General features: G+C 43.6%; 26 protein-coding genes and 2 pseudogenes. 15 read left to right on the top strand and 13 right to left on the bottom strand.

Annotated features, from left to right (window positions below):
• Positions 1 to 220, bottom strand: a pseudogene (locus IM456_RS08760) (Uma2 family endonuclease); the annotation flags it as partial.
• Between the two features lie 208 nt (positions 221 to 428).
• Between IM456_RS08760 and IM456_RS08765 the strand changes: the two are divergent.
• Positions 429 to 1,712, top strand: coding sequence for a TldD/PmbA family protein (locus IM456_RS08765; protein ID WP_287691220.1), 1,284 nt, complete (start codon positions 429 to 431; stop codon positions 1,710 to 1,712).
• A gap of 308 nt (positions 1,713 to 2,020) precedes the next feature.
• Here IM456_RS08765 and IM456_RS08770 read toward each other — a convergent pair whose 3' ends face one another.
• The gene (locus tag IM456_RS08770; RefSeq protein WP_287691222.1) at positions 2,021 to 3,703 is read right to left on the bottom strand and encodes a hypothetical protein; all 1,683 of its coding nucleotides are present in this window, start codon (positions 3,701 to 3,703) and stop codon (positions 2,021 to 2,023) included.
• Between the two features lie 328 nt (positions 3,704 to 4,031).
• On the opposite strand from IM456_RS08770, the gene bchD reads away from it, so the two are divergent.
• The 6 genes from bchD to ispD all read left to right on the top strand — a co-directional run bounded on the left by bchD (position 4,032) and on the right by ispD (position 9,970).
• Entirely contained in the window at positions 4,032 to 6,029 is a 1,998-nt protein-coding gene (gene bchD, locus IM456_RS08775) for a magnesium chelatase ATPase subunit D (protein ID WP_002799821.1), read from the top strand.
• Positions 6,030 to 6,332: 303 nt separating this feature from the next.
• Positions 6,333 to 6,836, top strand: a complete 504-nt coding sequence (locus IM456_RS08780; protein ID WP_287691223.1) for a hypothetical protein — start codon at positions 6,333 to 6,335, stop codon at positions 6,834 to 6,836.
• Positions 6,837 to 6,846: 10 nt separating this feature from the next.
• Positions 6,847 to 7,737, top strand: a complete 891-nt coding sequence (locus IM456_RS08785; RefSeq protein ID WP_287691224.1) for a hypothetical protein — start codon at positions 6,847 to 6,849, stop codon at positions 7,735 to 7,737.
• Between the two features lie 182 nt (positions 7,738 to 7,919).
• On the top strand, positions 7,920 to 8,570 hold the full coding sequence (locus IM456_RS08790; protein WP_149985414.1) for a hypothetical protein: 651 nt from the start codon (positions 7,920 to 7,922) through the stop codon (positions 8,568 to 8,570).
• Positions 8,571 to 8,747: 177 nt separating this feature from the next.
• Positions 8,748 to 9,146 (top strand): DUF1824 family protein, encoded by a 399-nt coding sequence (locus IM456_RS08795; protein ID WP_149985415.1) that lies wholly within the window; start codon positions 8,748 to 8,750, stop codon positions 9,144 to 9,146.
• A gap of 143 nt (positions 9,147 to 9,289) precedes the next feature.
• Positions 9,290 to 9,970 carry a 2-C-methyl-D-erythritol 4-phosphate cytidylyltransferase gene (ispD, locus tag IM456_RS08800; RefSeq protein WP_149985416.1) on the top strand — a complete coding sequence of 227 codons (681 nt, stop codon included), beginning with the start codon at positions 9,290 to 9,292 and terminating at the stop codon, positions 9,968 to 9,970.
• Here ispD and IM456_RS08805 read toward each other — a convergent pair.
• Positions 9,965 to 10,582: a serine O-acetyltransferase gene (locus IM456_RS08805; RefSeq protein WP_149985417.1), complete on the bottom strand. Its 618-nt coding sequence runs from the start codon at positions 10,580 to 10,582 to the stop codon at positions 9,965 to 9,967. The genes ispD and IM456_RS08805 overlap by 6 nt on opposite strands.
• A gap of 104 nt (positions 10,583 to 10,686) precedes the next feature.
• On the opposite strand from IM456_RS08805, the gene IM456_RS08810 reads away from it, so the two are divergent.
• Complete coding sequence (locus tag IM456_RS08810) at positions 10,687 to 11,637, top strand: glycosyltransferase family 2 protein (RefSeq protein ID WP_287691227.1); 951 nt, start codon at positions 10,687 to 10,689, stop codon at positions 11,635 to 11,637.
• Positions 11,638 to 11,740: 103 nt separating this feature from the next.
• Here IM456_RS08810 and IM456_RS08815 read toward each other — a convergent pair whose 3' ends face one another.
• The 3 genes and pseudogenes from IM456_RS08815 to IM456_RS08825 form a co-directional block, all read right to left on the bottom strand.
• On the bottom strand, positions 11,741 to 12,007 hold the full coding sequence (locus IM456_RS08815) for a type II toxin-antitoxin system HicB family antitoxin (RefSeq protein WP_149985419.1): 267 nt from the start codon (positions 12,005 to 12,007) through the stop codon (positions 11,741 to 11,743).
• 102 nt (positions 12,008 to 12,109) lie between these two features.
• Positions 12,110 to 12,325: a type II toxin-antitoxin system HicA family toxin gene (locus IM456_RS08820; RefSeq protein WP_253880983.1), complete on the bottom strand. Its 216-nt coding sequence runs from the start codon at positions 12,323 to 12,325 to the stop codon at positions 12,110 to 12,112.
• 29 nt (positions 12,326 to 12,354) lie between these two features.
• Positions 12,355 to 12,621 (bottom strand): annotated as a pseudogene (locus IM456_RS08825) (Uma2 family endonuclease); the annotation flags it as partial.
• Positions 12,622 to 12,956: 335 nt separating this feature from the next.
• Here IM456_RS08825 and IM456_RS08830 point away from each other — a divergent pair.
• Together IM456_RS08830 and corA are read left to right on the top strand one after the other, a co-directional pair.
• Positions 12,957 to 14,234 carry a recombinase family protein gene (locus IM456_RS08830; RefSeq protein WP_287691229.1) on the top strand — a complete coding sequence of 426 codons (1,278 nt, stop codon included), beginning with the start codon at positions 12,957 to 12,959 and terminating at the stop codon, positions 14,232 to 14,234.
• Between the two features lie 91 nt (positions 14,235 to 14,325).
• On the top strand, positions 14,326 to 15,486 hold the full coding sequence (gene corA, locus IM456_RS08835; protein ID WP_149985422.1) for a magnesium/cobalt transporter CorA: 1,161 nt from the start codon (positions 14,326 to 14,328) through the stop codon (positions 15,484 to 15,486).
• A 59-nt stretch (positions 15,487 to 15,545) separates the two neighbouring features.
• On the opposite strand, the gene IM456_RS08840 is transcribed toward corA, so the two are convergent.
• The 4 genes from IM456_RS08840 to IM456_RS08855 form a co-directional block, all read right to left on the bottom strand.
• Positions 15,546 to 15,722, bottom strand: a complete 177-nt coding sequence (locus tag IM456_RS08840) for a hypothetical protein (RefSeq protein ID WP_172970464.1) — start codon at positions 15,720 to 15,722, stop codon at positions 15,546 to 15,548.
• A gap of 332 nt (positions 15,723 to 16,054) precedes the next feature.
• Positions 16,055 to 16,564, bottom strand: coding sequence for a tetratricopeptide repeat protein (locus IM456_RS08845; protein ID WP_287691232.1), 510 nt, complete (start codon positions 16,562 to 16,564; stop codon positions 16,055 to 16,057).
• Between the two features lie 24 nt (positions 16,565 to 16,588).
• Positions 16,589 to 17,101 (bottom strand): hypothetical protein, encoded by a 513-nt coding sequence (locus IM456_RS08850; protein WP_149985424.1) that lies wholly within the window; start codon positions 17,099 to 17,101, stop codon positions 16,589 to 16,591.
• A gap of 443 nt (positions 17,102 to 17,544) precedes the next feature.
• Positions 17,545 to 18,030: an allophycocyanin subunit alpha-B gene (locus IM456_RS08855; protein WP_008199947.1), complete on the bottom strand. Its 486-nt coding sequence runs from the start codon at positions 18,028 to 18,030 to the stop codon at positions 17,545 to 17,547.
• Positions 18,031 to 18,262: 232 nt separating this feature from the next.
• Here IM456_RS08855 and IM456_RS08860 point away from each other — a divergent pair, with 232 nt between their 5' ends.
• On the top strand, positions 18,263 to 19,015 hold the full coding sequence (locus tag IM456_RS08860) for a slipin family protein (RefSeq protein WP_287691235.1): 753 nt from the start codon (positions 18,263 to 18,265) through the stop codon (positions 19,013 to 19,015).
• A gap of 79 nt (positions 19,016 to 19,094) precedes the next feature.
• Here IM456_RS08860 and gorA read toward each other — a convergent pair whose 3' ends face one another.
• Complete coding sequence (gene gorA / locus IM456_RS08865; protein WP_287691236.1) at positions 19,095 to 20,447, bottom strand: glutathione-disulfide reductase; 1,353 nt, start codon at positions 20,445 to 20,447, stop codon at positions 19,095 to 19,097.
• Between the two features lie 345 nt (positions 20,448 to 20,792).
• Here gorA and dacB point away from each other — a divergent pair, with 345 nt between their 5' ends.
• Both dacB and glgA read left to right on the top strand, forming a co-directional pair.
• The gene (gene dacB / locus IM456_RS08870; RefSeq protein ID WP_149985427.1) at positions 20,793 to 22,217 is read left to right on the top strand and encodes a D-alanyl-D-alanine carboxypeptidase/D-alanyl-D-alanine endopeptidase; all 1,425 of its coding nucleotides are present in this window, start codon (positions 20,793 to 20,795) and stop codon (positions 22,215 to 22,217) included.
• A 202-nt stretch (positions 22,218 to 22,419) separates the two neighbouring features.
• Entirely contained in the window at positions 22,420 to 23,898 is a 1,479-nt protein-coding gene (glgA, locus tag IM456_RS08875; protein WP_287691238.1) for a glycogen synthase GlgA, read from the top strand.
• Positions 23,899 to 24,071: 173 nt separating this feature from the next.
• Here glgA and IM456_RS08880 read toward each other — a convergent pair whose 3' ends face one another.
• Positions 24,072 to 24,611 carry a pentapeptide repeat-containing protein gene (locus IM456_RS08880; RefSeq protein WP_149985429.1) on the bottom strand — a complete coding sequence of 180 codons (540 nt, stop codon included), beginning with the start codon at positions 24,609 to 24,611 and terminating at the stop codon, positions 24,072 to 24,074.
• Positions 24,612 to 24,680: 69 nt separating this feature from the next.
• Between IM456_RS08880 and IM456_RS08885 the strand changes: the two genes are divergently transcribed.
• Positions 24,681 to 25,298 carry a DedA family protein gene (locus tag IM456_RS08885; protein WP_147071293.1) on the top strand — a complete coding sequence of 206 codons (618 nt, stop codon included), beginning with the start codon at positions 24,681 to 24,683 and terminating at the stop codon, positions 25,296 to 25,298.
• 57 nt (positions 25,299 to 25,355) lie between these two features.
• On the opposite strand, the gene rbp is transcribed toward IM456_RS08885, so the two are convergent.
• Positions 25,356 to 25,658, bottom strand: a complete 303-nt coding sequence (gene rbp, locus IM456_RS08890; protein WP_287691239.1) for an RNA-binding regulator — start codon at positions 25,656 to 25,658, stop codon at positions 25,356 to 25,358.
• 176 nt (positions 25,659 to 25,834) lie between these two features.
• Here rbp and IM456_RS08895 point away from each other — a divergent pair.
• Positions 25,835 to 26,016: hypothetical protein (locus tag IM456_RS08895; RefSeq protein ID WP_287691241.1), on the top strand; the 182-nt coding region annotated here is incomplete at its 3' end.

The raw sequence follows: 26,016 nt of genomic DNA on the forward strand, positions 1-26,016 counted from the left end.
ACATATTGCCACCCGTGTAGAAGTCGTCTCGCTCGCCGTAACCCTGCTGTAGGGAGCGAATCAAGACATTCATGGCAATGCGGTGTCGGTTGCTTTCCAAGGGTTCACCATCATCAAAAATTAAGTCTGTGGGGGGTGGGGGGGGTTCCCAGAAGTCCTCGAAATCTTCTTCTATCAGTGCCGGAGAGGTGGCAGTTTCGTCGCTTTTGGCAATCGTCATTTTTTCGGCCTCTCTAGGTGGGAGTATCCATATTTTTGACTCTCGATCGATTCTATGATAACTTCATTGCCAACTTGATCATCTTTGCTCAAAAATATTGATGAATAAGCAAAAATTTTTTAACTCGCCGCAGTCTTGTTAGCGGCGTTTGCGCCGAAGCGCCGGGGCTTGAGATAATCAGATAGCTATTATCTCAAAAACTATCACCATGACGATCGATCCGCAACAACTCATCGAACTGGCTCTCAAATCGGGAGCGGTGGCAGCCGAAGTTTATCAATCTTCCTCCCTTTCCCATCCCGTTTTTTTTGAGGCTAATCGTCTTAAACAGTTAGAAAGTTCCGAATCCGTGGGAACTGCCTTGAGATTATGGCGCGAGGGTTGTCCGGGGTTAGCGGTGGGTTATGGTGATGTGGAACCGGAAATTTTAGTAGAAACGGCGTTAAATTTATCCTATCTCAATGCCCCCGAAGAAATCGAATTTTCGGCACCACGACAGGCAATCTATGACCCGATTGGGCAAGATGTGGCGGTAGAATGTTTAATCGAGATGGGTAATCAAATGATTGGCCAAATTCGCCAAGTTTATCCTGAGGTTATTTGTAGTGGTGAATGGGAATGTGAACGGGAAATCACCCGTTTGGTTAATTCCCAGGGTTTATATTGTCAATATACCGATACAGCTTTGAGTTATTATCTGGGGATTGAATGGGTGCGGGGGGAGGATTTTCTGGCGGTTTATGATGGGGAATATACTCGCAGTACACCTCATCCCGATACGGTAATTAAACAGTTATTGCAGCGACTACAATGGGCCGCCAATAATGTGGGTAGTCCCACGGGGAAATTACCAATTTTATTGACCACTAATGCAGTTACCCTGTTATGGGGTACGGTGGCGATGGCTTTAAATGGGAAACAGATCTTAGAAAAGTCCTCGCCCTGGAGTGATAAAATCGGTCAATTGGTGATGTCAGAAAAGTTGACTTTATCCCAACAACCCCAGCGAGAACCCTATAGTTGTCCCTTTGATGATGAGGGAACTCCCACCAAATTTTTATCTTTAATTGAGGGAGGTAGAGTTAAGGAATTCTATAGCGATCTTACCACGGCAAGATTATTAAAAACTCCTCCGACGGGAAACGGTTTTCGTCCTAGTTTAGGCGTTTATCCTCTGCCAGATTTGGTTAATCTAATCGTTGCACCTGGAGAGGGAACTTTAGAGGATTTAATCTCGCAAATAGATGAAGGCTTAGTTATCGACCAAATTTTAGGTCATGGGGCCGATATTTCGGGCGATTTTTCTGTCAATATCGATCTGGGTTATCGCATAGAAAAGGGCAAAATCACCGGACGAGTTAAAGATACAATGGTGACGGGAAATGTTTATACAGCTTTGCAGAATTTAATCGCTTTGGCATCTGATAATCAATGGAATGGTTCCTGTTATACTCCCTCGCTAATTGTTGATAGTTTATCGGTGGTAGGGTAAAAATGTGGCGTTGTCAAATTGAAAGATGCTCCTAATCAGATGGGAACTGAAATTACTATGTGTAGGGCTAATTCATGAATTAGCCCTACAATAGGCGTTGTAAAATTGAAAGATGCTCCGAATCATCTGGGAACTGAGATTAACTCAGCCTACTTTTTGGGGTTAATCTTTTTGGGCTTTATTTGACCTGAAAAAAGGGGGGTCGCAGGCAAGCACGGATTCCCATTCTATAAGAAATTATCTGTCAAGTCGTGGGGTTTTGTCAAGCTTTTTTGGGAAAAAAATTAACCGATGTGAGTCAGTATTTTTCAGCTTGGGATTAACGCTTTAGTTGTCGAGGCACCAAGGCGATTTAATTGCCGATTAATTTGCCATCCGACGAGGGTTAAACCCAACCACTGACTGAAGATTGCCAAAGCGAAAGAGGGAAGTGTAGCGTATTTAGTAGCGGCAATGGGAAGAAAAGTAAAAAACCATAAAAGCGGAGATTGACTGGGATTAACTCCCAAGACAGCGAAACAGAGGAAGGGGAAAATAATCAAAATGCCGATGCTAGTGGCTGCCAGCAAAGCGCGTTTATTTGTGCTGGCTAACATCAATAATTGGGCGATAGCGGCATAGACTAAAATCATGTTCATTGCCAAGAGAAACCCGGCTGCAGTGGCTAGTTTATATTGATGGAGAGGGGCGATAAAAATAGCGGGAAGGATGAATAAAATGGCAATGGCAACGTTAACAGCCATGGCTAGGGTAGAAGGGCTTTTTTCGCCAAAGATTAAAGCTTTACCCAGACTAATGCCCGTTTTTCCTTGCAGATGACGATAGCGCGCCCAATCTTGGAGAGTTTGACGAGGGGGAGTGAGGGCAAAAAGGATTAACAAGCCAAAAATCGCCACAAAAACGCTAAGAATGACAAAATTATCGAAAATATAGCTCGGTTCCAGAGTTTGGAAAACAAAACCTAAGCTAATAGCGCTAAAACAGCCCATCATCCAGTAACTTTGGGGTTTACTAACAAGAGTAGCGAGGGGATTATGGAAGCGACGCTGGAGAATTCTGGTTAAACCGTAGGTGCAGAGGGAAAAATTCAGCAAAATTAAGCTAATACCCATTATAACCGATTGCCAGAGAGATTGACCGTACCAACGCAGATCGAAGATTTGTGAAATTCCTAGATAGCGTACCGCATCGGGGGGGAGAAAGGTAGATTTAACTAGATAGGGGAGGACAAAACTAGGATTAAAGAGAATTAACCAATCAAAGGGGGTACGGGAACCACCATAGCCCGATAAAGTAAAAATACTGCTATAAAACACAAAGATTAAGACTGTTGCGCTGCCTAACCAGGGTTGAAATCCTCCTAACCATGGCGTGGCTAAAGCGAAACTAAGGGCGGCATGATAGAAAAAGGCACAACTAGCGATTAGAACCCCGTAGAAGGCTAAAATGAACGACAAGGGAATACCTGCTGATAAACCCGCCCCCAAGTGAAAGGGTAAAGCGAGAAGACAGACGAGATAGAGGAGAATGGGAACCCCGAAAATTTTGCCGATAAAAATTGTTCTGGCGGGTTGGGGACTCAGACGGATAAAATTAAGTGTACCCCGGCGTTCTTCCCCGGAAAGATCGGCGATTAATTGATAGGTTCCCACCACTAAAAGAGCGAAAATGCCGGTAATGCTCAGAAAAGTGAAGATATCCAACCACCATAACCGGGAGATAATCATCCATTCACCATTTAGGTCTTGGATGCAGTATTTAATCCCACTATAGGGCTCATAATCGTTGTTATGGGGGGGATTAGCGGTACAGTAACGACTAAATCCCGCCGCTACTGGCAAGAGATTTTGATAGTATAAATAAACTAATAATTGACCAACGAGGGAGATGACCGAGGCGATCGAGATATTTTTCGGGGTTAATCTTCCTTGCCATTCTCGCATAATTTGCGGGTTGGTTTCCGTAAGGCGATCGATTATTGTCGCTATCATATTTTTGTCCTCTCTACAGCCGTTATCAGGAGCTAATCCTAGATTAACCCGGCAACTTCTCGATCGGTTCGGGGAGGAAGAAATCGATCGAGATGCAGCTAAGTAGCTGGTTATAATTAAATTAAAAATGGATTTTAGGTTCGATCCCCCCTGCCCCCCTTGATAAGGGGGGTGCCGATCCCCCCTTAATCCCCCCTTGATAAGGGGGTGTCTGATAATTTTTAACGCCTACCTACTTAAAATCTGGGTTCGGGAATCAAAAAAGGAAAAGTGCCAGACCCGGGAGCTTCTGTTTTACACTAGAATTTGGCCGCCTGAATCTAGATCTATGCCCACTCTGACCCTCAATTTTCCCCTAACTGCCGTTGTCGGCCAAGAAGCGATTAAATTAGCCCTACTCTTAGCCGCCGTGGATCCCGCCCTAGGGGGTGTGGTAATTGCCGGTCGTCGGGGAACCGCCAAATCAGTCATGGCGCGAGCGATACATTCCTTACTGCCACCGATCGAAATTATCGCAGGTAATGTCTTTAATTGTGATCCCAACAATGCCGACGAATGGGACGATCGCACTAAAGAAGAATATAGCAGTGGAGAGGTCGCCACGGAAGTTATCCGGGCCCCTTTCGTGCAGATTCCCCTAGGAGTCACCGAGGATCGTTTATTGGGTTCCGTCGATGTGGAAGAATCGGTGAAACAGGGGGAACCAGTCTTTCAACCCGGTTTATTAGCCAGCGCCCATCGGGGAATTCTCTACATCGATGAAATTAATCTACTTGATGACCAAATTGCTAACCAATTACTCACAGTTTTAAGCGAAGGACGTAACCAAATCGAACGGGAAGGCATCAGTTTTCAACATCCCTGTAAACCAATCCTGATCGCTACTTATAACCCGGAAGAAGGGGATTTACGAACCCATTTATTAGATAGAATTGCCATTGCTCTTTCCGCCGATGGTGTCCTTAGTTTAGACCAACGAGTAACCGCCGTCAATCAGGCGATCGAGTATGCTGTTTCTCCCAGCGCTTTTATCGCCCAATATGCCCAAGAAATCGATGATCTAAAAACCGAAATTATTCTGGCGAGGGAATGGTTAAAAGAGGTAAAAATTAAACCCGAACAAATTAGTTATCTAGTGGAGGAAGCGGTGCGCGGTAGGGTAGAAGGTCATCGCGCCGAGATTTTTGCCGTGAGAGTAGCCAAGGCCGCCGCCGCTTTAGAAGGTCGGGATTTAGTCAGTGCCGATGACTTAAAAAGAGCCGTCGAATTAGTTATTGTACCTCGATCGCTGATTACGCCGCCACCTCCGGAACAGGAACAACAGCCACCGCCACCACCGCCACCACCGGAACCACCCCAAGACGAAAACCAGCAGGAACAGGAAGAAAAAGAGGAGGAGAAAGAGGAGGAAAAAGAACCGGAACAGCCCGATAATCTGCCGGAAGAATTTGTTTTTGACCCGGAAGGGGTTTTACTGGATCCCAGTGTGTTGTATTTTGCCCAGATGGCCCAGCGTCAGGGGAAATCGGGGGCGCGTAACCTGATTTTCTCGGAAGATAGAGGACGTTATATTAAGCCGATGTTACCCCGAGGCAAGGTGAAAAGAGTCGCCGTCGATGCCACTCTCCGGGCGGCCGCCCCCTATCAAAAAGCCCGTCGCTTGAGGAATCCCGAACGTCATGTGATTATAGAAGAAGGGGATCTGCGCTCAAAACGGCTGGCCCGCAAGGCCGGTTCTTTAATTGTCTTTGTGGTCGATGCCTCCGGTTCCATGGCTCTCAATCGGATGCAGTCGGCTAAAGGTGCGGTTATGCGTCTGTTAACGGAAGCTTACGAAAATCGCGACCAGATTGCCCTGATTCCTTTCCGGGGTGAGCGAGCGGATGTACTATTGCCACCGACCAAATCGATTACCCTAGCGAAAAAACGTCTAGAAACCCTGCCCTGTGGCGGCGGTTCCCCCTTAGCCCACGGTTTAACCCAAGCGGTTCATGTGGGGATGAATGCTCGTTTATCGGGGGATATCGGTCAAGTGGTGATTGTGGCGATTACCGACGGTAGAAGTAATATTCCTTTGGCGAAATCTTTAGGCGAACCGATTCCGGAGGGGGAAAAACCCGATATTAAGGCAGAACTGCTCGATATTGCCGCTAAAATTCGCTCTTTAGGCATTAAATTGCTGGTCATCGATACGGAGAAAAAATTCGTCTCCACTGGTTTTGCCAAAGAATTAGCCCTAAAAGCCGGGGGTAAATATTATCATCTACCCCGGGCCACGGAACAAGCGATCGCATCTATGGCGCGAGGGGCAATTGCGGGACTGTAGCTGGGGTTTGCGGCAAAAAGTTTTTCGGTGGGGGCAGGGTGTGGGGTGTTAGGGGATTGGGGAGGGTCGGCTTTTTTGAGTTCTCCTGTCTCGGAGTCTTCTCACCTAAGGTCAGATTTTTGATTTTTGCAGGAGATCTAATATTGAGATGTACTCCTAAAAATTAGTTATTGACTCGAATTTTGCTGATTTTCTGTTTTTTCCCGGTCTGGTGTGAGAGAATCTAGAAAAACTTAACAATAATCAGCAATAAGCGAGAGATATACTACAAACAAACATTAGTAAGTTTTAATTAAGAGAACTATGAGCTTTCGATTTGGCAAAATCTTGATAGCAGGGGTATTAGCGGTACTTTTGCTAGTAACTTCCTGTGCTAAAGCTCCCTCACAATTTGACCAAGCGCAACAAGAAAGTACCGCTCGCGGGGCGGCGGCAGTGGTGAAAGAATCCACCTCTGGCGGCAGTTTTAATCGGTTTTTCCCGCCTTCTGGGGGAGGATACGAGCGCGTCTATACCCAGGAGAAAAAAGGCTTTGCCGAGGCAAAACTGAAGCAAGATGGCAAAGTTCTGGCTATGTTAGCCATATCTGACATCAGCAATAATCCCGCGGCGGCCAATAAATTCCAAGACAGTAAAACCACAATTAAAGGTTTTCCCGCTGTCGAACAGGGTGCAACCGCCAGCGCCGTTTTAGTCAATAATCGCTATCAAGTCAAGGTTTTATCGCGGGAGCCAGATTTTGATGCCAGCGATCGCCAAGCTTGGTTAGCTAAGTTCGATTTAGATGGTCTAGCAAAATTAAAGTAAGGAGACATCCGTGAGTAAGCCAATTTTTGAACTGGTGGACGAATTACCGACTAATAATCTCACCGTCAAAGTTCTCAAAACCCTTGATTATGTAGTGCCGGGACAGTGGGATAACCTAGTCGGGTTTAAAAATACGATTATCAAAGTCACCGGCGAAACCGACGAAAGCATGATCCAACAGATTGGCGATCGAGCCGTTTGGTTGTTTAATGATAAATCCCAGGGCTATCAACGGGCGCTCTGGCTCTACCAAACCATCGACAGTGCCGATAATGCCCTAGCCGCCGCCTCTCTTGCTAATGCCGTTGGTGGTAAAATTCCCCTCATGGGCGGTTTAATCGAAAAATTAACCCCTGCCCCCGAAAAAGCGCAAACCATCGATCTAACCCTGAAGTTAGTGACAGAATTAGTCGCTTTTTGTCAAATTAATGGCATTCCGGGGGATAGTATCGATGATTTCGTCACTTCTCTGGGAGATTATAGCGGCGAATCCCTGATGCGGATGGCGGCGTTAGTTTGTTTGGATGGTTTAATTCCCCTGGGGGGCAGTTTTATCCGCAAAGTGGAATCGGGCCTCAGCATTCTCAGCCCGGAAGAATTAGAATCTAACTCCACTTTCGGCAGTATTAAAGAATTGATTCCGGGGGGAAATACTGCCAGAAAATTAGACTTTATCGGTCAAAGTTTCGACTCCACTAAAGGTTGGATGAGTGGTTTTGTCAGCGAGCGCAGTTTGAGCCAGCATGGATTATTGAGCAAAATTCAGGGATTTATCGACTTTTCTGCCGATAAATTGGTATATGTCGGGGCATTCCTCGATATGACCACCAATTACTATGAACATACTGGTATTCAAACCCTGGCTCGTCGTTTAATCGAAAGAGCCGTGGCGGAAATTTAAGTGGCACCGGGGGCAGGGATGGGCAGACCGAACCAAATCCGTTTTTAATAGCATGATTAAGTCCCAATTCAACTTTAAAAACCCAGTTATGGATTGTTTCCCCCTGCTCCGGCACACACCCACTTTCCTATACCTTTTCAAGAGGATTTAGTATAATATACCCTCCCTAGTCCCTCAAGGTCATGAATCAGGCACAACTTATCCATGCCGCTAAACTCCAGGATCCAGCCGCTATTATTGCTCTACTTAACCAAAGTCTCTTAACCAGAAAAATAAAGGTTGTTGAAGCCACCCCGCAAGAAAATACCCTGACTCTAAAAGTTCAATCCAAAAATATACCCAATCAACACAAGTTATTACCTTTTTTGTCGGCAGAAATCAAAAGCTTGGGCATCGATGGATTAGAACAAGTGATCGTTTACGGTATGACCGAGGCATCCGATATCCCCGCTTGGCAAGAATCTATAACCCTGAGTCAAGATGATTTAATCGTCAATCGTGTCACCAAATTAAACTCTTTGCCGATAATAACCGCAGAAATCGCCGAAAATGACCGAGAAGATGCCCCAGAAGCTTTGGAAGACTCTGAAACAACCGAAGAAAAAGCCCTAGAGAAACCGGAGGAGTTCACTGAAGCTGCTGAGAATATTGTGGCCACTGGTGAGCGATTTTCCCTATCTCATCGGAGACATTCCTCTTTTCCCCTCAGTATAATTTTGCCTTACCTAGCGATTGGTTTTGGTGCTGGAATTATTATAGGTGCTTACTTTGGCTATCAAAAAGCAGTGAGTGAAATGCCTGCACAACCCGGAGCGCTCGAACAACCCCGATAAATTTTCCTGTCCCCAACCTGATATGATTGAAATTGGCGATCTTACGATTAAGACCAATGCAAAATTTTCCTATCTCTAAACCCCAATGATTTAGGGCTTTTTTTCCTTGGGAATTTGTCAGTAAGGACAGCAGCAACAGTTTATTTTTTATCTTTAGCCACACATATCTAACCGCTCATGTCTATGGAAGAAGCCTTGAAACTCCTAAAAGAATATGGATGTATTCAACTAAAAATTGCCCAATCCCCCGAAGAAGAAGAAGCTCTAAGACAGGCAATTTTATTAGTTAACCAAGGTTCGGAGTCAATTAATTTAGGTATCTGTGCCGATAACAATGAAGAGGGATTTAAAGCCCTGAAAAGTTATCTACAAGCCCTAGGATACCCCCTACCTAATAGTCTCCCAGAAGACCACCCAGAACAGGGATCGGTGTATATTAAATACAATACCCAAAGACAAGCTTCCTATCTCGATTCCTATACGGGAACCTATCGCGGTGTCCTGGTTTCTTGTCAGTCAGAAAATGATCAATTAGTCGGTACTTATGGTCACTTTCCCCTCGATTTATTCTCTTAAAAGGCATAGTTTTTGGGTTATTTAAGCGATTAACCATCAGCCGGACAGTGATTACTGTTTACAAATAAGAGGCAAAAAGCTCCCCACTCCTGTCCACTGAATTCTCTTTCCTGACTCTTGTTAACTTTTTACCTGAAAAAAATATGTATTTGTTAATTCCAGCAGCGGGAATGGGTAAACGGATGGGCAGCGATCGCAATAAGTTACTGCTCACCCTGCACGGAAAACCTCTCCTCGCTTGGACTTTGCTGGCTGCCATGCAATCCAGGGCAATTATCTGGATTGGCATCATGGCACAACCGGAAGACTTTGAGGATATCCGAGAAATTATCACCGCCATAAATGCCCTTAAACCCGTGCAAATCATCCAAGGAGGCGAAACCAGACAAAAATCGGTTTATAATGGCTTACAAGCCCTACCAGAGGGGGCTGAGACGGTTTTAATTCACGATGGGGCGCGCTGTTTAGCCACTCCCGAATTATTCGATCGCTGTGCCGCCGCTTTATCCACTTGTCAGGGTTTTATAGCGGCGATTCCGGTGAAAGATACGATTAAAATTGTCGATAGCAAGGGCTGGATTGAGGATACACCCGATCGCTCGCGGTTGTGGGCAGCCCAAACACCCCAGGGTTTTCAGGTAAAATTATTAAAAGAATGTCATGAACAGGGCCGAAAATTAGATTGGGAAGTCACCGACGATGCCGCCTTATTAGAAAAATGTGGTTTTCCCGTCAAAATTGTCGTCGGTGAAGAAACTAACTTAAAAATTACGACTCCGGGGGATCTGGCAATTGCCGAATATATTTTAAGTCAACGTTTATAATTTTTCATCTACTTTAACGCCGTCCCGTTTAATAATACGAGCGGGAATACCCACAACCACACAATTAGGTGGAACATCTTTGACTACCACTGAATTTGCGCCCACGGTGACATTATCGCCGATGGTAATGTTTCCTAAGACTTTAGCACCGGCGGTAATCCTGACATTATTGCCAATTTTGGGGCGACCGCTTTTATCTTTATAGCCAATTGTTACCTGTTGATTAATCCAACAGTTATCGCCCAAATCCGCCATAACAATCGTACTAAAACCGTGTTGAATAAATAATCCTTTGCCAATCGAACAGGAAGAATCTAGAAATAAATAGGAACTTTCTCGATAGAAAAACCTAAGAATATACATAAAAAAACGGCTGAATGAACCACCTTGAAAAAGACGACAATAATATAAATTTCTAAATTCTTTTGCCTCCAGACACAGAGCTAACAATTGTAACCAATCTGCTCTTTTTTCCTGGCCTAATAACTCTACCCAACGCCGCACATCACCTAAGATAAGTTCTCGATTATTAGCTACCTGAAAAGGAATGATTAAGGGTGAGAGCCAAAGAATACCCACATAGAAAAATAATTTTCGGAAGAAACTTTTCATCGTTGGTCTAAAATAAGTGACAATAGACTTGCTTTTTGTTGCTATTGATTATAGTAGTATTGTAGCGAATAGTTCAACCGTCCCCCGTTTATTGGACTCCAACGATGTCAACTACCTTACAGTTCTTTCCCGAAGTATCCGTGATCGTGCCAATTTATAACGGAGAGAAAGATCTACCCCCTCTCATTGATTGTTTAGCCAAACAGACCTATCCCCGTCAATTAGTTGAATATATTTTAGTTGATAATAATAGTAGCGATCGCACGTCAGAATTATTAGGAAAGGCAGCACAAGAACAGAGGGGACTGAAACTGATCATTTTAAGCGAAAATCAGATACAAAGCTCCTATGCTGCTCGCAACAAAGGGATCAAAAGCACTCGTTATCCTTTTCTGGCCTTCACCGATGCCGATTGTCGTCCCGCACCGCAATGGTTGACAGAATTGATCCAACCCTTTAGTGATCCTAACATCGGTCTGGTAGCGGGTGAAATTGCTGCCTTAACTGGTTCCACTTGGTTGGAAAATTATGCAGAACGTCGTCACTTTATGTCACCAAAATTTCTTTTAGAACATTCTTTTTGTCCCTACGGTCAAACTGCTAACCTCGCTATTCGTCGAGAAGCTTTTCAAAAAGTTGGTTTATTTCGTCCTTATTTAACTACCGGTGGTGATGCCGATATCTGTTGGCGTATTCAACAACAAACCGACTGGCAATTAACCTACGCACCAGAGGCAATTATTTACCATCGTCATCGTTCTACCTTAGAAGACTTAAGAAGTCAATTAAAACGTTACGGGCGCTCGAATCGCTATCTTCACGAATTGTATGATGTCGAATTGATGCGACCTTTAACCAACCAAGAGTTATTTTTTACTCTCGGTCGTTGGTTATTAAAAGAGCTACCAAAAAATACTCTCAAGTTACTGTTTGGCAAGGCTGATATAGTAGATTTATTGGCTACTCCCCTCGATTTAATTGGGTTTCAGTCCCGCAGCCAAGGACAAGCCACGGCTAAATTACCCGAAAAAGCTAAAGAAATCGAATGGCTTTAATTCAGTTATCAGTTATCAGTTATCAGTTATCAGATATGCGTTTTCAGTTCACTGATTACAGCCAAAAAGCCCCCTTCTCCCTTTATCAGTTTTTCGAGGCTTTCTAGAAACTCTCTACCTCACCCATGATATTTGTAGAAGGTAAGGGAATATGATCACCATATTCATAAGCTGTTTCTAGCCAAAGTTTGCGAGCATCATCAATATTAGCTAAGGTTTCCTCTATGGTTTCTCCCTGAGTGAAACATCCTGGAAGATCCTTAATTTCTGATACATATCCCTCGTCATCATCAGGATAAATTGTTATTGGATATTTTAACCCCAAATAAAACTCTAATGATTCAAGCTTAGTTTTATTACTTGTACTCATATTTTTACCTCTTTAAAGTTAGCAAATAGGATAAATATATTTTGAATAAATACCCAGAAAACATCAAGAAGGGAATCAGCTTTAAACTTTATTAAACTTTATTTAATTAATGAATTCCAATTTAAGTAATTTAATAATTTGTTTAATATAGACTTTTTTGACTTTTTGTCCTCCCTTTTTAGGGATTGTTTGCATTCGTCCGTCTTCATGGCGAAAAATATGATGACTACCCGTAGAACGAACTTCTAGAAACTCAAATTCTTCTAAAATCTGCTTGATATCTTCAAATCGAATCTCAGGAGGTTGAGATAGCAACAATTTGATTAACTTCTGGATTTTGGATATAATCAGTTTCCTTTAACTTTGCGTTTTTCATGGTTTAACTGATTCCCTAAATTCTTGATAGCGTCTATTATGGCATAACAGGTAATCATCCCATCTTGATGATAGACGAAAGCCTGTTGATTGTGGCGATCAATCAACCAGCCTAACCTAATCCCGTTCTCCCGATACTCCTCCATTTTCCGCTTTAACTTGCTTAAACTATCGGTTTTAGAACGGCTCTCGTTCACGCCATCCGGTGCGAGATCGAGAAACTCATCCTCCTTTTCCTGTCATCCGGATGGAGCGCCGGAGCTGGGTCGAGGAAGTTCGAGCATTTGTACTAAAATTTCCAAGAGGCGCGGTTTAAATGCAGTACAGCTTATCTAGGGTTGGCTGAATAAATCTAAAAACCTTGTTGGGTAAGACTTTTAGACCTTTTGTCAATCAAAAAGTAACGGATATGGGAGTGAGCGGGGGGAAAATTCCGGGACTTTTTCCCTGAAAATTAGGTAATTGACGTCCTGAAAATGGGTAAAACCCTACACCCTACACCCTACACCCCACACCCTGCCCCCACGAGAAACTTTTTCAGCAAACCCTATCTATAGGAGGATTTCGGCAAAACATGAAAATTATCGCCTACACCTATACCAATCCCCTGCTCGATAGTCCCCCCGATAACTCGATTTCGACCTATTCTCCCGAACAAGTGTATCAGGATTTTGGCGATCGCTCACAACGGCAGCAACTGCTCCGCGATTGTCAAGGAACTCCCCCCCGACTGCTGATCCTGCGTCGTCTAGCAGAATTGGGAGACAATGGCACAGAAGTTAGCAAAATTTTACAATCCTTAGAAGCCCTCGACATAGATATAATTGCCCTAGAAGACCCAGATTATAAGCTGAATTTTGCCAAGATTCTGCAAGAAATATCAAAAAACGAACTAAGTAACCGTTTAAAAGCAGGTCACGCTCACAATCGTCTGCAAGCTTTACCTCCCCCCGGAAAAGCACCCTACGGTTATCGTCGTGGCAAGGAGCGTTATATACTCGATCGCAGTACCGCACCAGTAGTCAAAGACTTTTTTGATCGCTTTTTGATTTCCGCTTCCCTGCGTTCCACGGTGCGCTATCTAGAAAAACGCTATGGCAAGAAGCTATCGGTAGCTACTGCCCATAAATGGCTGATCAATCCCGTTTATCGCGGCGATTTGTGCTATCTCGGTCAAGATATTATCCCCGATACCCACACCCCGATTATCTCCCGGGAAGAAGCAGCCCAGATCGATCGCATCCTGAGAAATAATCGCAAATTACCCCCCCGCAGTGCCAGCGCCCCGCGTTCCTTAGCGGGTTTAGTCGTCTGTAGTCAATGTCAATCGGGGATGACGATTACCAAAGTGACAGCGCGAGGAAAGGGTCTAGAATACCTCTATTTGCGACCTTTGCAATGTCCCCGGACAAAAAAATGTTCGGCGATCGCTTATGAGAAAATTCTCGATACCACAATCGAGCGCATTTGTCAAGACCTACCACCGACGATCGCTCAGATATCTTTACCCGATTTAGAGGCGATCAAACGGGGAATGAGCGAGGAAATAGGGAAAAAAAACGATATTTTGTCCCAATTGCCCTCCCTAGAAGCAGCGGGAATTTTAGATCAAGAAACGGCTAATCTACGGGCCTATAAACTGAAAAACGAGATCGCACAAATTCAAGGACGTTTAGACCAATTACCCCCCGATAACCTGACTATTATCGCTCGTGCCGTTGCTTTTCCGCAATTTTGGCGAGATTTATCGGAAATCGAGCGCCGTTTTTATTTTCGCGAGTTTATCCGTCGCATCGAAATCGAGAGAGAAACGGCTAATAATTGGCATTTACGTTTAATATTCGTTTTTTAAGAGTCTGGGACAATCTTAAAGTTAGCTAAAAATTGAGGAATGTTTGAGCGATCAATGCTAAGAAAAAGGCAAACAGCGATCGATCTCAACTATGAGCAATAACAAAAGATTAACTAGGTATAAAAAAGGGCGAAAATCCTCCCAGACAAAACCCCACCTTTACGATTATCACTATAATCAACCTGGGACGATGCCGGGGTTAATCACCATCGATGAAAATGCCGTTGCTACCGAGATATTTTTAATTAATTATAACTCTCAACAAGCGACTATAGTTAATAATCTCTTACCTCAAGACTGTCTTAAATATTTATCCAATGATTCCATCTCTTGGATCGATATCGTCGGTTTGGGTAATGAGGATAAACTGCAAGAGTTGGGGGAAATTTTTCATTTACATCCCTTAACCCTTGAGGATATAGTCAGTATTCCCCAAAGACCAAAAGTGGAAGAATGCGAGAATTATATTTTAATTATAGTGCCAATGGCCATCCTGATCGATCATCAGGGTTTTTTGCTAGAACAAATCAGTTTAATAGTCGGGAAGAATTATGTTTTAACCGTGCAGGAAGAAGGACAATACGATTCTTTGGAAGGAGTTAGGGAAAGAATCCGTTTGAATAAAGGTTCCATCCGGCAGCAAAAATCGGGTTATTTAGCCTACTCGATTTGGGATGCCATTATTGACGGTTATTTTCCTGTTTTAGAGTCCTACGGAGAAAGAATCGAGGAGTTAGAAAACGAAATTTTAGCTAGTCCCACGGAACAGACTTTATCAAAAATCTACCAACTACGTCAGGAATTACTCTCCCTGCGACGAGCAATTTGGCCGCAAAGGGACACCCTCAATGCGCTTTTACGGGATGAGTATATTGTCATCGATACAACGATTAAACCCTATCTAAGGGACTGTTATGACCATGTGGTACAAATCCTCGATGTTATCGAAAATTACCGGGAATTTGCCAATGGTTTAATGGATTTTTACCTGTCTTCCGTGAGTAATAAAATGAACGAGATTATGAAAACTTTAACGGTAATCTCGACGATTTTTATCCCTCTCACCTTCATTGTCGGTATTTATGGCATGAACTTTAATACTGATAAATCCCCCTATAATATGCCCGAATTAGAATGGTATTGGGGCTATGTATTCGTCTGGGTGTTGATGCTAACCATTGCTTTCAGTTTAATCATTTTCTTTTGGCGACGCGGCTGGTTTAAGAACCTATCGACAGTAAAGAAAAGATAAACTGTTAAGCAGATTAGGCAGACTGGATTACATTGCTGGCATCTAGCAAGAGAAAATGGCTATTGCAGAGAAATTAATAGTTTAGTGTCTGCGGTATTTTTTAACACTTTCAGTTGATGGCTTCTCATTTTGTCCAACCAACTATAGTGCTGGTTGTGACATTGATAGACGATATCGATGTCACCAATCTCTGACTTAACTTGAGCCAAGTAGTTTTCTAGTTCGCTAATTTTCATAACCAATCTCGCTTGCGCTGAAGGACATCAACCCTAAACCAAGAATTATCGCTAAAGGATAGGGGTGACTACAGTTATTATTATAGGCCGATCATAATTCCTAAAAAAGTTCTTATCTAACAAAGTTAGCTAATGTCAGGGTTAGATGATATTAGCGAAGTTTCTTTCTAGTCGTCTAGGGGGCAGGGCCATTCCTAGGTAAGGGGGCTAATTTACCGAAGAAGGGCCGCAGTAATGCCCAAGCAATGTCGATAATCGCAACAAGTCAAGAAATAAAAAATTCTCGATATTGTCTTTCACTGCGCCCAGCTTCAATAATTAATTCTTTTTCATTACTTTTTAGGTTCTGGGGGTTGCTGTTTGGAAGCTGCCGCAATCGCTTGATTTAAGCGAGTTAATTCTTCTTTAAACTTCGGTTCTTGGGGATAATTTTTGACTAATTTTTCTAGGATATTTTTGGCTCCAGAAACGTCTTGAGTTTGTAATCTTGTTCCATAAAGAACTAGCATAACTTCCAGATTGTCGGGATATTTTTGATATAACTTTTCTAAAGGTTCTCTGGCTCCGATAAAATCTTTTAACTGTAAGCGAGCTTGGGCGAGTCCTTGCAAAGCAGTGGGGTTATCTGGTTCACGTTCAAGAATTTTCTCGTAACCTTTGACCATTTCTTCTAATTTTTCGGGGGGAATAGTTGCCTCTTGCCCGGGTTGATTGCCTTGGGGGGAATTAGAATTATTATTTTTCAATAAACCTAAAGTTGGCACCACCATTAAAGCCAGAAATACTAAACCAGAGGAAACAATTAATACTCGTTTGAGCGTATCGTTATTTTTTTTTGGCATACTTTTTAAAGATTAGAGATAAGATTAATTATTGGTGACTCGATGAAATTCGTGACCCCAAAGATTATAAGCCCAAATTCCCAAGCCAAAACTACCTAAGCAGAGGATGGTGAGCATCAGGAAAACTTGCCACCTATTGTAACCTGCTTCCTGAAGTTCTAGACGACCAAGGATAGTAGCAGCTAAGAGGATTAAAACTCGACTAAATACCGCCCACTTGTGGAAGATAAAGACTACCGCCAAAGACCAGCCGAGAATTGATAATACAGCACTAATATCGTTTTTAAACCAACTGCGGAAAAATACCGGCATTAAGTGACTAAACAGAGTTAATCCTAGGGCAATTGAGAGGATAACCCCTACCGCTAGGATATAGATGATGATTTCTAGCCATTCGCTAGTGAGAGTCCAATTCATCTCATCACCGCGGGCAAGTAACCAATCACTCCATGATAAACGCTCATGGGCGATCGACCAGCCAAACACACCATAGACCGATGGAATCAGAAAAGTAAGTAGTACAATGCGCCAAAACATAATCAGTTATCAGTTATCAGTTATCAGTTATCAGTTATCAGATGTAAGTTAGGTGATTTCCGAGAACAAATTTACCTTCGGCAGAGTTTAACAATGCCAAGCTCTGACAGCAGATAATTGATCCTCTGGTAATTTCTTTAGAGGAAATCACCTTATCAGATGTAAGTTTTAAGTTATAGCGTTTCCTGTTCGCAAGCGGTACATTATCGATGTTGAAAAGCTTAATCAGCAAAGGTTTAACTGTGCCACACAGGTGTGAGAAACGCTATAATTAGTTAGTTAGTTAGTTATTTATCTTCATCTTTATCCCTGATTACTGATTACTGATTACTGGACGGCTACGCCGTGCCTTTGGCAACACTGAAAAAAGTCAAGCCTGAACCCTGAAAGAGACGAAATTTGCCCCTTTTCAGACTTCAGGCCTTTGGGATTATCCCGATCGCTTAGGACATATACTGGATGATAAAGTCGAAGTAGGGGGCTGCTTCCACGGCATCCTCTTGAGTCAAAAGAGCTAAAGCGGCCTCTTTGAGACAACGAATCGCCTCCACCATGCCGGGGACGGGAACATTAAGAGAGTTATACATCTCTTTGACTCCGATCAGGCCGGTTTGTTCGATCGGTCCCTTATCTCCGGCTAATACCCCATAGGTAACTAGACGCAGATACCAACCATAATCGCGCAAGCATTGATTATATTGACGCTGACCGTAGGCATTACCCCCCGGCGCTCTATAATCGGGACGTTTCTTGAACAGTTGTTTTTGAGCCTGATCGACGATTTTTTTCTCATTTTCAGCGAGAGTCTCGGCAATGCGAATTCTCTGCTCGCCAGTTTTTAAAAATTGCCCGATACCCTGTAGTTCACCACTACTAGGATAACGAAGTTCGTCGTCGGCTTTGAGGATGACTTGGCTAACTACGCTCATAATATCAAGGTAAATTCTGATAACATTCTGTAGTTTATCTCAGGTCGGGGTCTGGAAGTCGAGTCATCCCTGCTGGTTGGGCAATTCCTAAAAATTGTAATATTTCGTTATGAGTTTCCCCGACAGCCCGGTTACTCTCTAGAATGAATGTATTAGTGGTCAGGAGCGAGGAGATGGCAATTGAGATGTCACCGCACACCGATTAACTTGAACCCGATAACTGGTAATTAATATGGAATTTTTAGCACCCTTGCTGTTGGTAGCGGGCATTCTGGGATTAAATGGCCTTAAAATTGATCGAGAATACCAGCGTGGTGTTATCTTTCGCCTAGGTCGTTATCAAGACACCAAAGGCCCCGGACTGTACTGGATCATTCCCCTAGTTGACCAAAAAATGCAGCTGGATATTCGCACCAAAACCGTCGATATCGCCCCGCAAGAAACTGTCACCGCCGATAATGTCACAATTAAGGTTAATGCGGTTCTCTACTATCGCATTATCGACCCTAGCAAAGCGATTAATAAAGTCGAATCCTATCCCGCGGCCGTTTATCAAGCGGCCATGACCACTTTAAGAAATGTAGTTGGTCAAAATCGTCTCGATGATGTCTTGCAAAAACGAGACGAAATTAATCACGCAGTTCAACAAATTGTCGATGAAATTAGCGAACCTTGGGGCATTGATATCGAACGGGTGGAGATGAAAGATGTGGAAATTCCCACCGCTATGCAGCGAGCTATGGCCAAGGAAGCGGAAGCATTGCGAGAAAAACGCGCCCGTTTGATTAAAGCTGCCGCAGAACAGGAAGCCTCCCTAAAATTAGCGGAAGCTTCCCAATTAATCATGGAAAATCCCGCCGCTTTGGAATTACGCCGACTACAAATGTTAACGGAAATTGGAGCGGAAAATAACACCAGTACCATCATTATGATCCCCTCCGATATCTTAAATCTCGCTCAAAAATTAACTGAAAAAAAATCATAAAATGGCTCAGTTGTCAATAGCCAAAAGGGTTAATTTTCTCTGGTGTGTTAGGTTGTTTTAACACACCTAAAATTGTTAATTAACGCATGGTGACGAATTCCTCGGCAGCACTGGGATGAATGCCGACAGTGGCATCAAAATCAGCTTTTGTCGCCCCCATGTTTACGGCAATAGCTACTCCTTGAATAATTTCGGCGGCGTGATCTCCCACCATGTGCGCTCCGAGAATTTTACCACTTTCCTGATGGACAACTAATTTCATCAAAGTTTTGTCCTCTCGGGCCGGTAAAACATTGTAACCGGGGCGGAATTTAGACCGATAAACTTTAATTCCCGTGTCACCATATTGGTTTTTTGCTTGCAATTCTGTTAATCCCACCGTCGCCGCTTCAGGAGTAGAAAATACTGCCGAAGGAACGTTTTCATAACTCATTAACCGGGGTTTATTACCAAAGACTGTATCGGCAAAAGCTCGCCCCTGATTAATCGCCACGGGAGTTAAATTAATTTTATCGGTACAATCGCCCACGGCATAGATATTATCTTCGCTGGTTTGGCTATACTCGTTGACGACAATTGCCCCATTTTTTACCTCGACATTGACATTCTCTAAGCCCAATTTTTCCAGCTTAGGGATTCTTCCAGTAGCGGCTAATCCTAGGGCATCAACAAATAAGATTTCTGAGATTTCTTTACCCTGAATATGTACTTTTAAACCCTCGGCAGTTTTCTTGATCGAAGTGGGGAAAGTTTGGGGCATAATTTTAATTCCCTGACGGATCATTTCCGCTTGAATCTCATCGCGTATATCCTCATCAAAACCTCTTAAAATCTTGTCTTTACGGATTAACTGCACCACTTCTGTCCCTAATCCGTGCATAATACCAGCAAATTCTACCCCAATATATCCTGCCCCTAAAACTATAATTCTTTTCGGTTGTTCTGGCAGTTGAAACATGGCATCAGAAACTACCGTATGTTCGATCCCCGGTATATCAGGTTTAACCGGATGTCCCCCCACGGCAATTAAAATTTTATCGGCAGTAATTTTCTCGTCTCCCACCTCTAGGGTATGGGTATCAATAAACTTGGCATAATTAGGAAAAATCGTCACTTGAGAATTATCGAGCATCTTTTGATAAATGCCATTCAAACGTATAGTTTCCTGATTAACCGCACTAATTAATTTTTGCCAATTTAACTGACTCTCTACTGGACTCCAACCGTAACCTTCCGCATCCTTAAATAGTTGCGGAAAACGACTAGAATAAACCATTAATTTTTTGGGAATACAACCGCGATTAACACAGGTTCCTCCCAAACGATCGTATTCTGCTAATCCCACTTTTGCCCCGTATTCGGCTGCCCGTCTAGCGGTGGCAATACCACCAGAACCACCACCAATCACCAATAAATCAAAATCATAACTCATAAAAATATCCTCGCGAATAAATAGAAATTTGACGGCATCAAAAAACTTTCTGGGCAAAAAGGGGAGCGAATATCTCGGATCAATCCCTAACCGAATCTATCGAGTAACTAGCACAATATAGTCACTAATGCTGCTAAATTAGAGTCAATTTATTTACTAAGTAGCTGGTTATAATTAAATTAAAAATGGATTTTAGGTTCGATCCCCCTGCCCCCCTTGATAAGGGGGGTGCCGATCCCCCCTGCCCCCCTTGATAAGGGGGGTGCCGATAGGCGGGGGGATCCCCCTTAATAAGGGGGGCATCTGATAATTTTTAACGCCTACCTACTGCCAAGATTTAATTCTATGCTAACACGCCGCTCGAAATTATCTTTTCTCTTGGGGACTTGTTCCCTATTTCTCTGGGTAAACCATCCCGTCACCCTCGCAACCCCCATCAGTCAAGACAATTCCCCCCCTTCCCAGTTTATCTGTCCCGCAGACTTAGCCACCAGGATCGATCGCATTTTAGACCGACCCGATTATCAAGGCGCTTATTGGGGAATTTTCGTAAAATCCCTCAATTCTGACCAAAATCTCTATAGTATCCACGAAAATAACTTTTTTACTCCCGCTTCTACTGCGAAATTATTAACCACTGCTGCCGCTTTCAGCAAATTTAACCGCAATTATCGTCTGAAAACCCCCATTTTAGCCCAAGGCAACCCCCCCGATTTAGAAACTTTAACCTTAGTCGGGAGGGGAGATGCAACCATAACCACAGAAAAGTTAGAAAAATTAGCAGAAAAGTTAAAAGCAGGGGGAATTAACTCAATTTCTCGCTTAATTGTCGTTGCTAGTCCTTTTATCGTCTCCGATAGTCAAAAAACCTGGGAATGGGAAGATGTCTTTTTTGACTATGCTGTACCCGCGTCTAGCTTGGTTTTAAACGAAAATTCCGTCACTTTAAAGCTTTTACCGCGACAATTGGGGCAAAGCTTAGATTTACAATGGTCTGATCCCATTGCCGCTAAACAATGGCTAATTGAGAATCAAACCAGCACCGCAGCACAAGGAAGCCCGAATACTCTGGCAATTAAGGGCAATTTAGCCAATAATCGCCTGATTATCACTGGTTCTCTGGCGATAGATAGTCAAGATGATTTTAATTTAGCTATTCCCCAACCCTCGGAATATTTCCTGGCTCGCTGGCGTAATATCCTTGAAAAAGCGGGAATTACCGTTAAAAATGCAGAAATTAGCTCACAAATTCGCGGTTATGAGATCACCAATTTAGAATCAGAAAATTTAGCATATTTGGTGGAAAAAGTCAATAAAAATAGCGATAATTTACTAGCCGAAACCCTACTACAAATGATCGGCGGTGTCTCGGGATTGCAAGAAACTTTAACAAAACTGGGAATTGACAGCGATAGTTATAAAATCGGCGACGGTTCGGGGCTATCACGACAAAACCTGATTAAACCCAATACTTTAGGTCAAATTTTACAAATAATGGCAGAAAACCCTGATTATCGTCGTTCTTTAGCCATTGGCGGCATTGACGGCACTTTAACCAATAGATTTCGCCAGACTCCCCTAGAAGGACGATTACAGGCAAAAACTGGGACTTTAACCGGAGTTAACGCTCTCGCCGGTTATCTAGAAACCGCGGACAAGCAACCCCTAATCTTTAGCATAACCGTAAATAACAGCGATCAACCCGCCACCACCCTCAGAAACGGCATCGATGAGGTGATTTTGCTCCTAGGACAGTTAAAACGCTGTTAATCTTTAGGAGGCAAAAGGCAAAAGGCAAAAGGCAAAAGGCAAAAGGCAGGAGGCAGCTTTGTTCTCCCCACTACCCCAACACCCCAACACTCCAACACCCAACTAATTCGATCGATCGAGTCAATTAATCACAGAAGACTGTATACTTTTGTAAAAATTGCTTCTAGCTGACCTGTAGATTAATCGACGGAGTTATTGATATATGTATATAGTTCAGGTTGCCTCTGAGTGCGCCCCAGTGATTAAAGCTGGGGGATTGGGGGATGTGGTATATGGATTGAGTCGAGAATTAGAAATTCGCGGTCATTGCGTGGAGCTAATCCTACCCATGTATGATTGTATGCGCTACGACCAAATTTGGGGCTTACACGAGGCTTATCGGGACCTGTGGGTACCTTGGTACGGTGGGGCAATTCACTGTAATGTTTTTTGTGGTTGGGTACACGGGCGCTTGTGTTTCTTTATTCAACCCAATTCGGGCGATAATTTCTTTAATCGCGGTACTTACTACGGTTGCAAAGACGATAATATGCGTTTTGCCTTCTTCTGCAAAGCCGCTTTAGAATTTTTGCTCAGAAGTAATAAACGTCCCGATATAATTCATTGTCACGACTGGCAAACTGGTTTAATTCCGCCCTTACTTTTTGAAATTTATAAATATCATGGTATGGGCAATCAGCGCGTTCTCTACACCATCCATAACTTTAAACATCAAGGATTTGCTGGTGCGGAAATTCTCAGGGCAACAGGATTAAATAACGATACTTACTACTTTAGCTATGCCCGAATGCGCGATAACTTCAATCCTTTTGTGATTAATTTTATGAAAGGTGGTATCGTCTTTTCCAACTATTTCAACACCGTCTCACCTCACCATGCTTGGGAAGCACACCACACCGATGTTAGTTACGGTTTAGGTCATACAATTCACCTGCATCAAAACAAATTTACCGGCATTCTCAACGGGTTAGATTACAATATCTGGAACCCGGAAGTGGATAAATTTATTCCTGCACCCTACGGTATTGATAGCTTCTCCGAGAAGGCCCGCAATAAGAAGGCACTGCGAGAAAGACTCTGGTTAAGAGATGAACCAGAAAAGCCCTTAATTTGTTATGTCGGTCGTTTAGATGACCAAAAAGGTGTACATTTAGTTCACCATGCCATGTATTATGCCTTAGCTTGCGGGGCGCAATTTGTCCTCTTAGGTTCCGCCACCGAATCGTTAATTAATAACTGGTTCTGGCATGAGAAAAATCACCTAAATAATAACCCTGATGTCCATATTGAATTGGGCTTTAATGAGGAATTATCTCACCTCATTTATGCGGGGGCCGATATGATTGTGGTTCCCAGTAATTTTGAACCCTGCGGACTGACACAAGTAATCAGCTTAAAATACGGAACCGTTCCCATCGTCCGGGGAGTTGGTGGTTTAGTTAATACGGTTTTTGATCGCGATTATGATACCTATCACAAACCCGAAGAACGCAATGGTTTTGTCTTTTTTGATCCCGATAATAATGCCCTCGAATCAGCCATGTCCCGGGCATTAGAATTGTGGTACACTCAACCGGAAGAATTCCAAAAATTAGCGATTCAAGGCATGGAATGCGATTACTCTTGGAATCTACCCGGGGAAGAATACGTTGCCCTGTATGAAATGATTCGCCACAAATAAACTGTCTTGTCTCTAGCAATTCCCTGGCAGTTGTCAACAGAAATTCGAGGAATAGATTTGTTGAAATTTCCAGGGTAATTGCTTGAGTTTTACCCGAACATTTACTGGTTATTTTAGCCACAGATTTATCAGTGAATCGTGAACATTTTTGCCCCAATATCCAAGATAGCCATTTAGGTTAATCCTGTCCCTTCTAAACAAGCTCGATCGAAAATTGCCCCCGTGGTTACTGCCGCCGCTAAACTAGCACAAAGAAGATTGGCATTAGTAAAATTTGTTCCCCGTAAAACCGCCCCGAAAAAAATTGCTTCCTCTAAATCAGTTGCCGACAGATCTGCCCCAGAAAGATTAGCGCTAGTAAAATCCGCTTGGGTTAAAATCGCCCCGACAAAACTCACTCCCCGGCCATCGACACCGCGAAAATCCGCCCCGGACAAATCTAGATGATTAAAAACCGCCCCGGCTAAAAAAGCGCCGGCCAAACTTGCCCCCGTCACGATCGCATCGAGGAGAATTGCCCCGCGTAAATCGGCATTACGAAAATCTGCTCCCCTTAAATTTGCTCCGGTCAGGTCAGCACCGCGTAAATTTGCCCGTAAATTCGCCCCTGCTAGGTCGGCACCAGCTAAATCAGCCCCTGCCAAATTCATGCCCGCTAAATCTTTTATCTCACCCTGACGAATTGCTAATAAATCAATACTGGGAAAAGTCATGTTCAGCCACGGTTAAATCCTGTAAAAATATCTTAGAATATTCGTAAACCTTTGTTAAGAAAGCGCTCCATGTCCCTAGAGCTATTATCCCTAGAAAATATTGAAGAAATCGCCCACCAATACGGATACTGGGCAGTATTTGTCGGCATCACCCTCGAAAATACCGGGATTCCCATCCCCGGGGAAACCATCACCATTGTGGGCGGCTTCCTTGCCGGTAGCGGTGATTTGAACTATTGGTTAGTTTTAGTCAGCGCAATTACAGGAGCAGTTTTAGGCGATAATTTTGGCTATTGGCTCGGTCGCGCTGGGGGTTGGCCGTTTTTGTTAAAAGTTGGCAAATTCTTTCGGATTCCACCTCAAAAACTAGAATTAGCCAAGGAACAATTTAGTAAAAATGCACCCCGGGCGGTCTTTTTCGGTCGCTTCGTGGCCCTGTTAAGAATCTTTGCAGGTCCCATGGCGGGAATTGCCCGAATGCCCTACGGTCGCTTTTTCCTCTGTAATCTCGGTGGAGCAACGGTGTGGGCGACGATTATGGTGACATTATCCTTCTTTTTAGGCCGTTTGTTCCCCTTGCACCAGTTAGTTAGCTCTATGGCTCGTTTTGGTATCTTGGCTTTAATTATCGTCCTGGCCTGGACAATTATCCACCCCATCCTTGAGTCACGGAAAACGTCGGTTTAAGTCCAGAAGAAAGCGGTTATCAGAAATAACCGCTTCGGGAATTTTAAAAGAATCTCTTTAACGTTCGCGGCGCCCAGAGTTTTTGCGCTCACCGCCGCCACCACCGCCAAAATTATCTTCTTTGGGACGAGCTTTGTTGACTTTCATCTGTCGTCCCATCCATTCGGCCCCGTCAAGAGTTTCGATCGCTTTTGCTTCTTCCTCCTCGGAGGACATTTCCACAAAACCAAAACCGCGCATTTTACCCGTTTCCCGATCTACGGGCAAGTAAACGCGACTAACTGTGCCGTATTCAGCGAATACCTCTTGCAAGTCATCTGTCGTGACGTCATAAACCAGATTACCAACGTAAATCGTCATGGATTGTCTCCCAATATCACAGCCATTTCGAGAAGGAGATCGGACACAACCCAGTCAAGGCCATCAGGGAAAAACCGCTTCTGTTTGAAACCAATGCTGCTACCGAACCTAACTACTCTCTCTAAACTAGCATAGCTTATCAGTGATCGGTGATCAGTAGGAGTAGGGAGTATTAAGTGAGCAGTATTACACGGCGGTTTTCTGCTTTCTTTTCACTGATTAGGGACTTGCGCTTTGATAATGTACCTTTTGGGCGAACGCAGTTCGCCCCTACATTGTGGACAAAATCCGTTACTGTAGGGGCGCAAAGCTTGCGCCCTCCGATCGATTGGGATATTATTCCCACGCAAGTCCCTTA

The sequence above is a fragment of the Microcystis sp. M079S1 genome (genome assembly GCF_020246425.1).
Lineage (GTDB): Bacteria > Cyanobacteriota > Cyanobacteriia > Cyanobacteriales > Microcystaceae > Microcystis > Microcystis aeruginosa.

What these genes read in the sequence shown, in the direction of transcription:
- gorA (WP_287691236.1), bottom strand. Translation starts at nt 20,447, where the DNA reads ATGAGTTATGATTTTGATTTATTGGTGATTGGTGGTGGTTCTGGTGGT.
- IM456_RS08765 (WP_287691220.1), top strand. Translation starts at nt 429, where the DNA reads ATGACGATCGATCCGCAACAACTCATCGAACTGGCTCTCAAATCGGGA.
- rbp (WP_287691239.1), bottom strand. Translation starts at nt 25,658, where the DNA reads ATGACGATTTACGTTGGTAATCTGGTTTATGACGTCACGACAGATGAC.
- IM456_RS08845 (WP_287691232.1), bottom strand. Translation starts at nt 16,564, where the DNA reads ATGCCAAAAAAAAATAACGATACGCTCAAACGAGTATTAATTGTTTCC.
- IM456_RS08830 (WP_287691229.1), top strand. Translation starts at nt 12,957, where the DNA reads ATGAAAATTATCGCCTACACCTATACCAATCCCCTGCTCGATAGTCCC.
- IM456_RS08840 (WP_172970464.1), bottom strand. Translation starts at nt 15,722, where the DNA reads ATGAAAATTAGCGAACTAGAAAACTACTTGGCTCAAGTTAAGTCAGAG.
- IM456_RS08855 (WP_008199947.1), bottom strand. Translation starts at nt 18,030, where the DNA reads ATGAGCGTAGTTAGCCAAGTCATCCTCAAAGCCGACGACGAACTTCGT.
- corA (WP_149985422.1), top strand. Translation starts at nt 14,326, where the DNA reads ATGAGCAATAACAAAAGATTAACTAGGTATAAAAAAGGGCGAAAATCC.
- glgA (WP_287691238.1), top strand. Translation starts at nt 22,420, where the DNA reads ATGTATATAGTTCAGGTTGCCTCTGAGTGCGCCCCAGTGATTAAAGCT.
- IM456_RS08780 (WP_287691223.1), top strand. Translation starts at nt 6,333, where the DNA reads ATGAGCTTTCGATTTGGCAAAATCTTGATAGCAGGGGTATTAGCGGTA.
- dacB (WP_149985427.1), top strand. Translation starts at nt 20,793, where the DNA reads ATGCTAACACGCCGCTCGAAATTATCTTTTCTCTTGGGGACTTGTTCC.
- IM456_RS08885 (WP_147071293.1), top strand. Translation starts at nt 24,681, where the DNA reads ATGTCCCTAGAGCTATTATCCCTAGAAAATATTGAAGAAATCGCCCAC.
- IM456_RS08850 (WP_149985424.1), bottom strand. Translation starts at nt 17,101, where the DNA reads ATGTTTTGGCGCATTGTACTACTTACTTTTCTGATTCCATCGGTCTAT.
- IM456_RS08770 (WP_287691222.1), bottom strand. Translation starts at nt 3,703, where the DNA reads ATGATAGCGACAATAATCGATCGCCTTACGGAAACCAACCCGCAAATT.
- IM456_RS08815 (WP_149985419.1), bottom strand. Translation starts at nt 12,007, where the DNA reads ATGAGTACAAGTAATAAAACTAAGCTTGAATCATTAGAGTTTTATTTG.
- IM456_RS08795 (WP_149985415.1), top strand. Translation starts at nt 8,748, where the DNA reads ATGTCTATGGAAGAAGCCTTGAAACTCCTAAAAGAATATGGATGTATT.
- IM456_RS08860 (WP_287691235.1), top strand. Translation starts at nt 18,263, where the DNA reads ATGGAATTTTTAGCACCCTTGCTGTTGGTAGCGGGCATTCTGGGATTA.
- IM456_RS08790 (WP_149985414.1), top strand. Translation starts at nt 7,920, where the DNA reads ATGAATCAGGCACAACTTATCCATGCCGCTAAACTCCAGGATCCAGCC.
- IM456_RS08805 (WP_149985417.1), bottom strand. Translation starts at nt 10,582, where the DNA reads ATGAAAAGTTTCTTCCGAAAATTATTTTTCTATGTGGGTATTCTTTGG.
- IM456_RS08810 (WP_287691227.1), top strand. Translation starts at nt 10,687, where the DNA reads ATGTCAACTACCTTACAGTTCTTTCCCGAAGTATCCGTGATCGTGCCA.
- IM456_RS08880 (WP_149985429.1), bottom strand. Translation starts at nt 24,611, where the DNA reads ATGACTTTTCCCAGTATTGATTTATTAGCAATTCGTCAGGGTGAGATA.
- ispD (WP_149985416.1), top strand. Translation starts at nt 9,290, where the DNA reads ATGTATTTGTTAATTCCAGCAGCGGGAATGGGTAAACGGATGGGCAGC.
- bchD (WP_002799821.1), top strand. Translation starts at nt 4,032, where the DNA reads ATGCCCACTCTGACCCTCAATTTTCCCCTAACTGCCGTTGTCGGCCAA.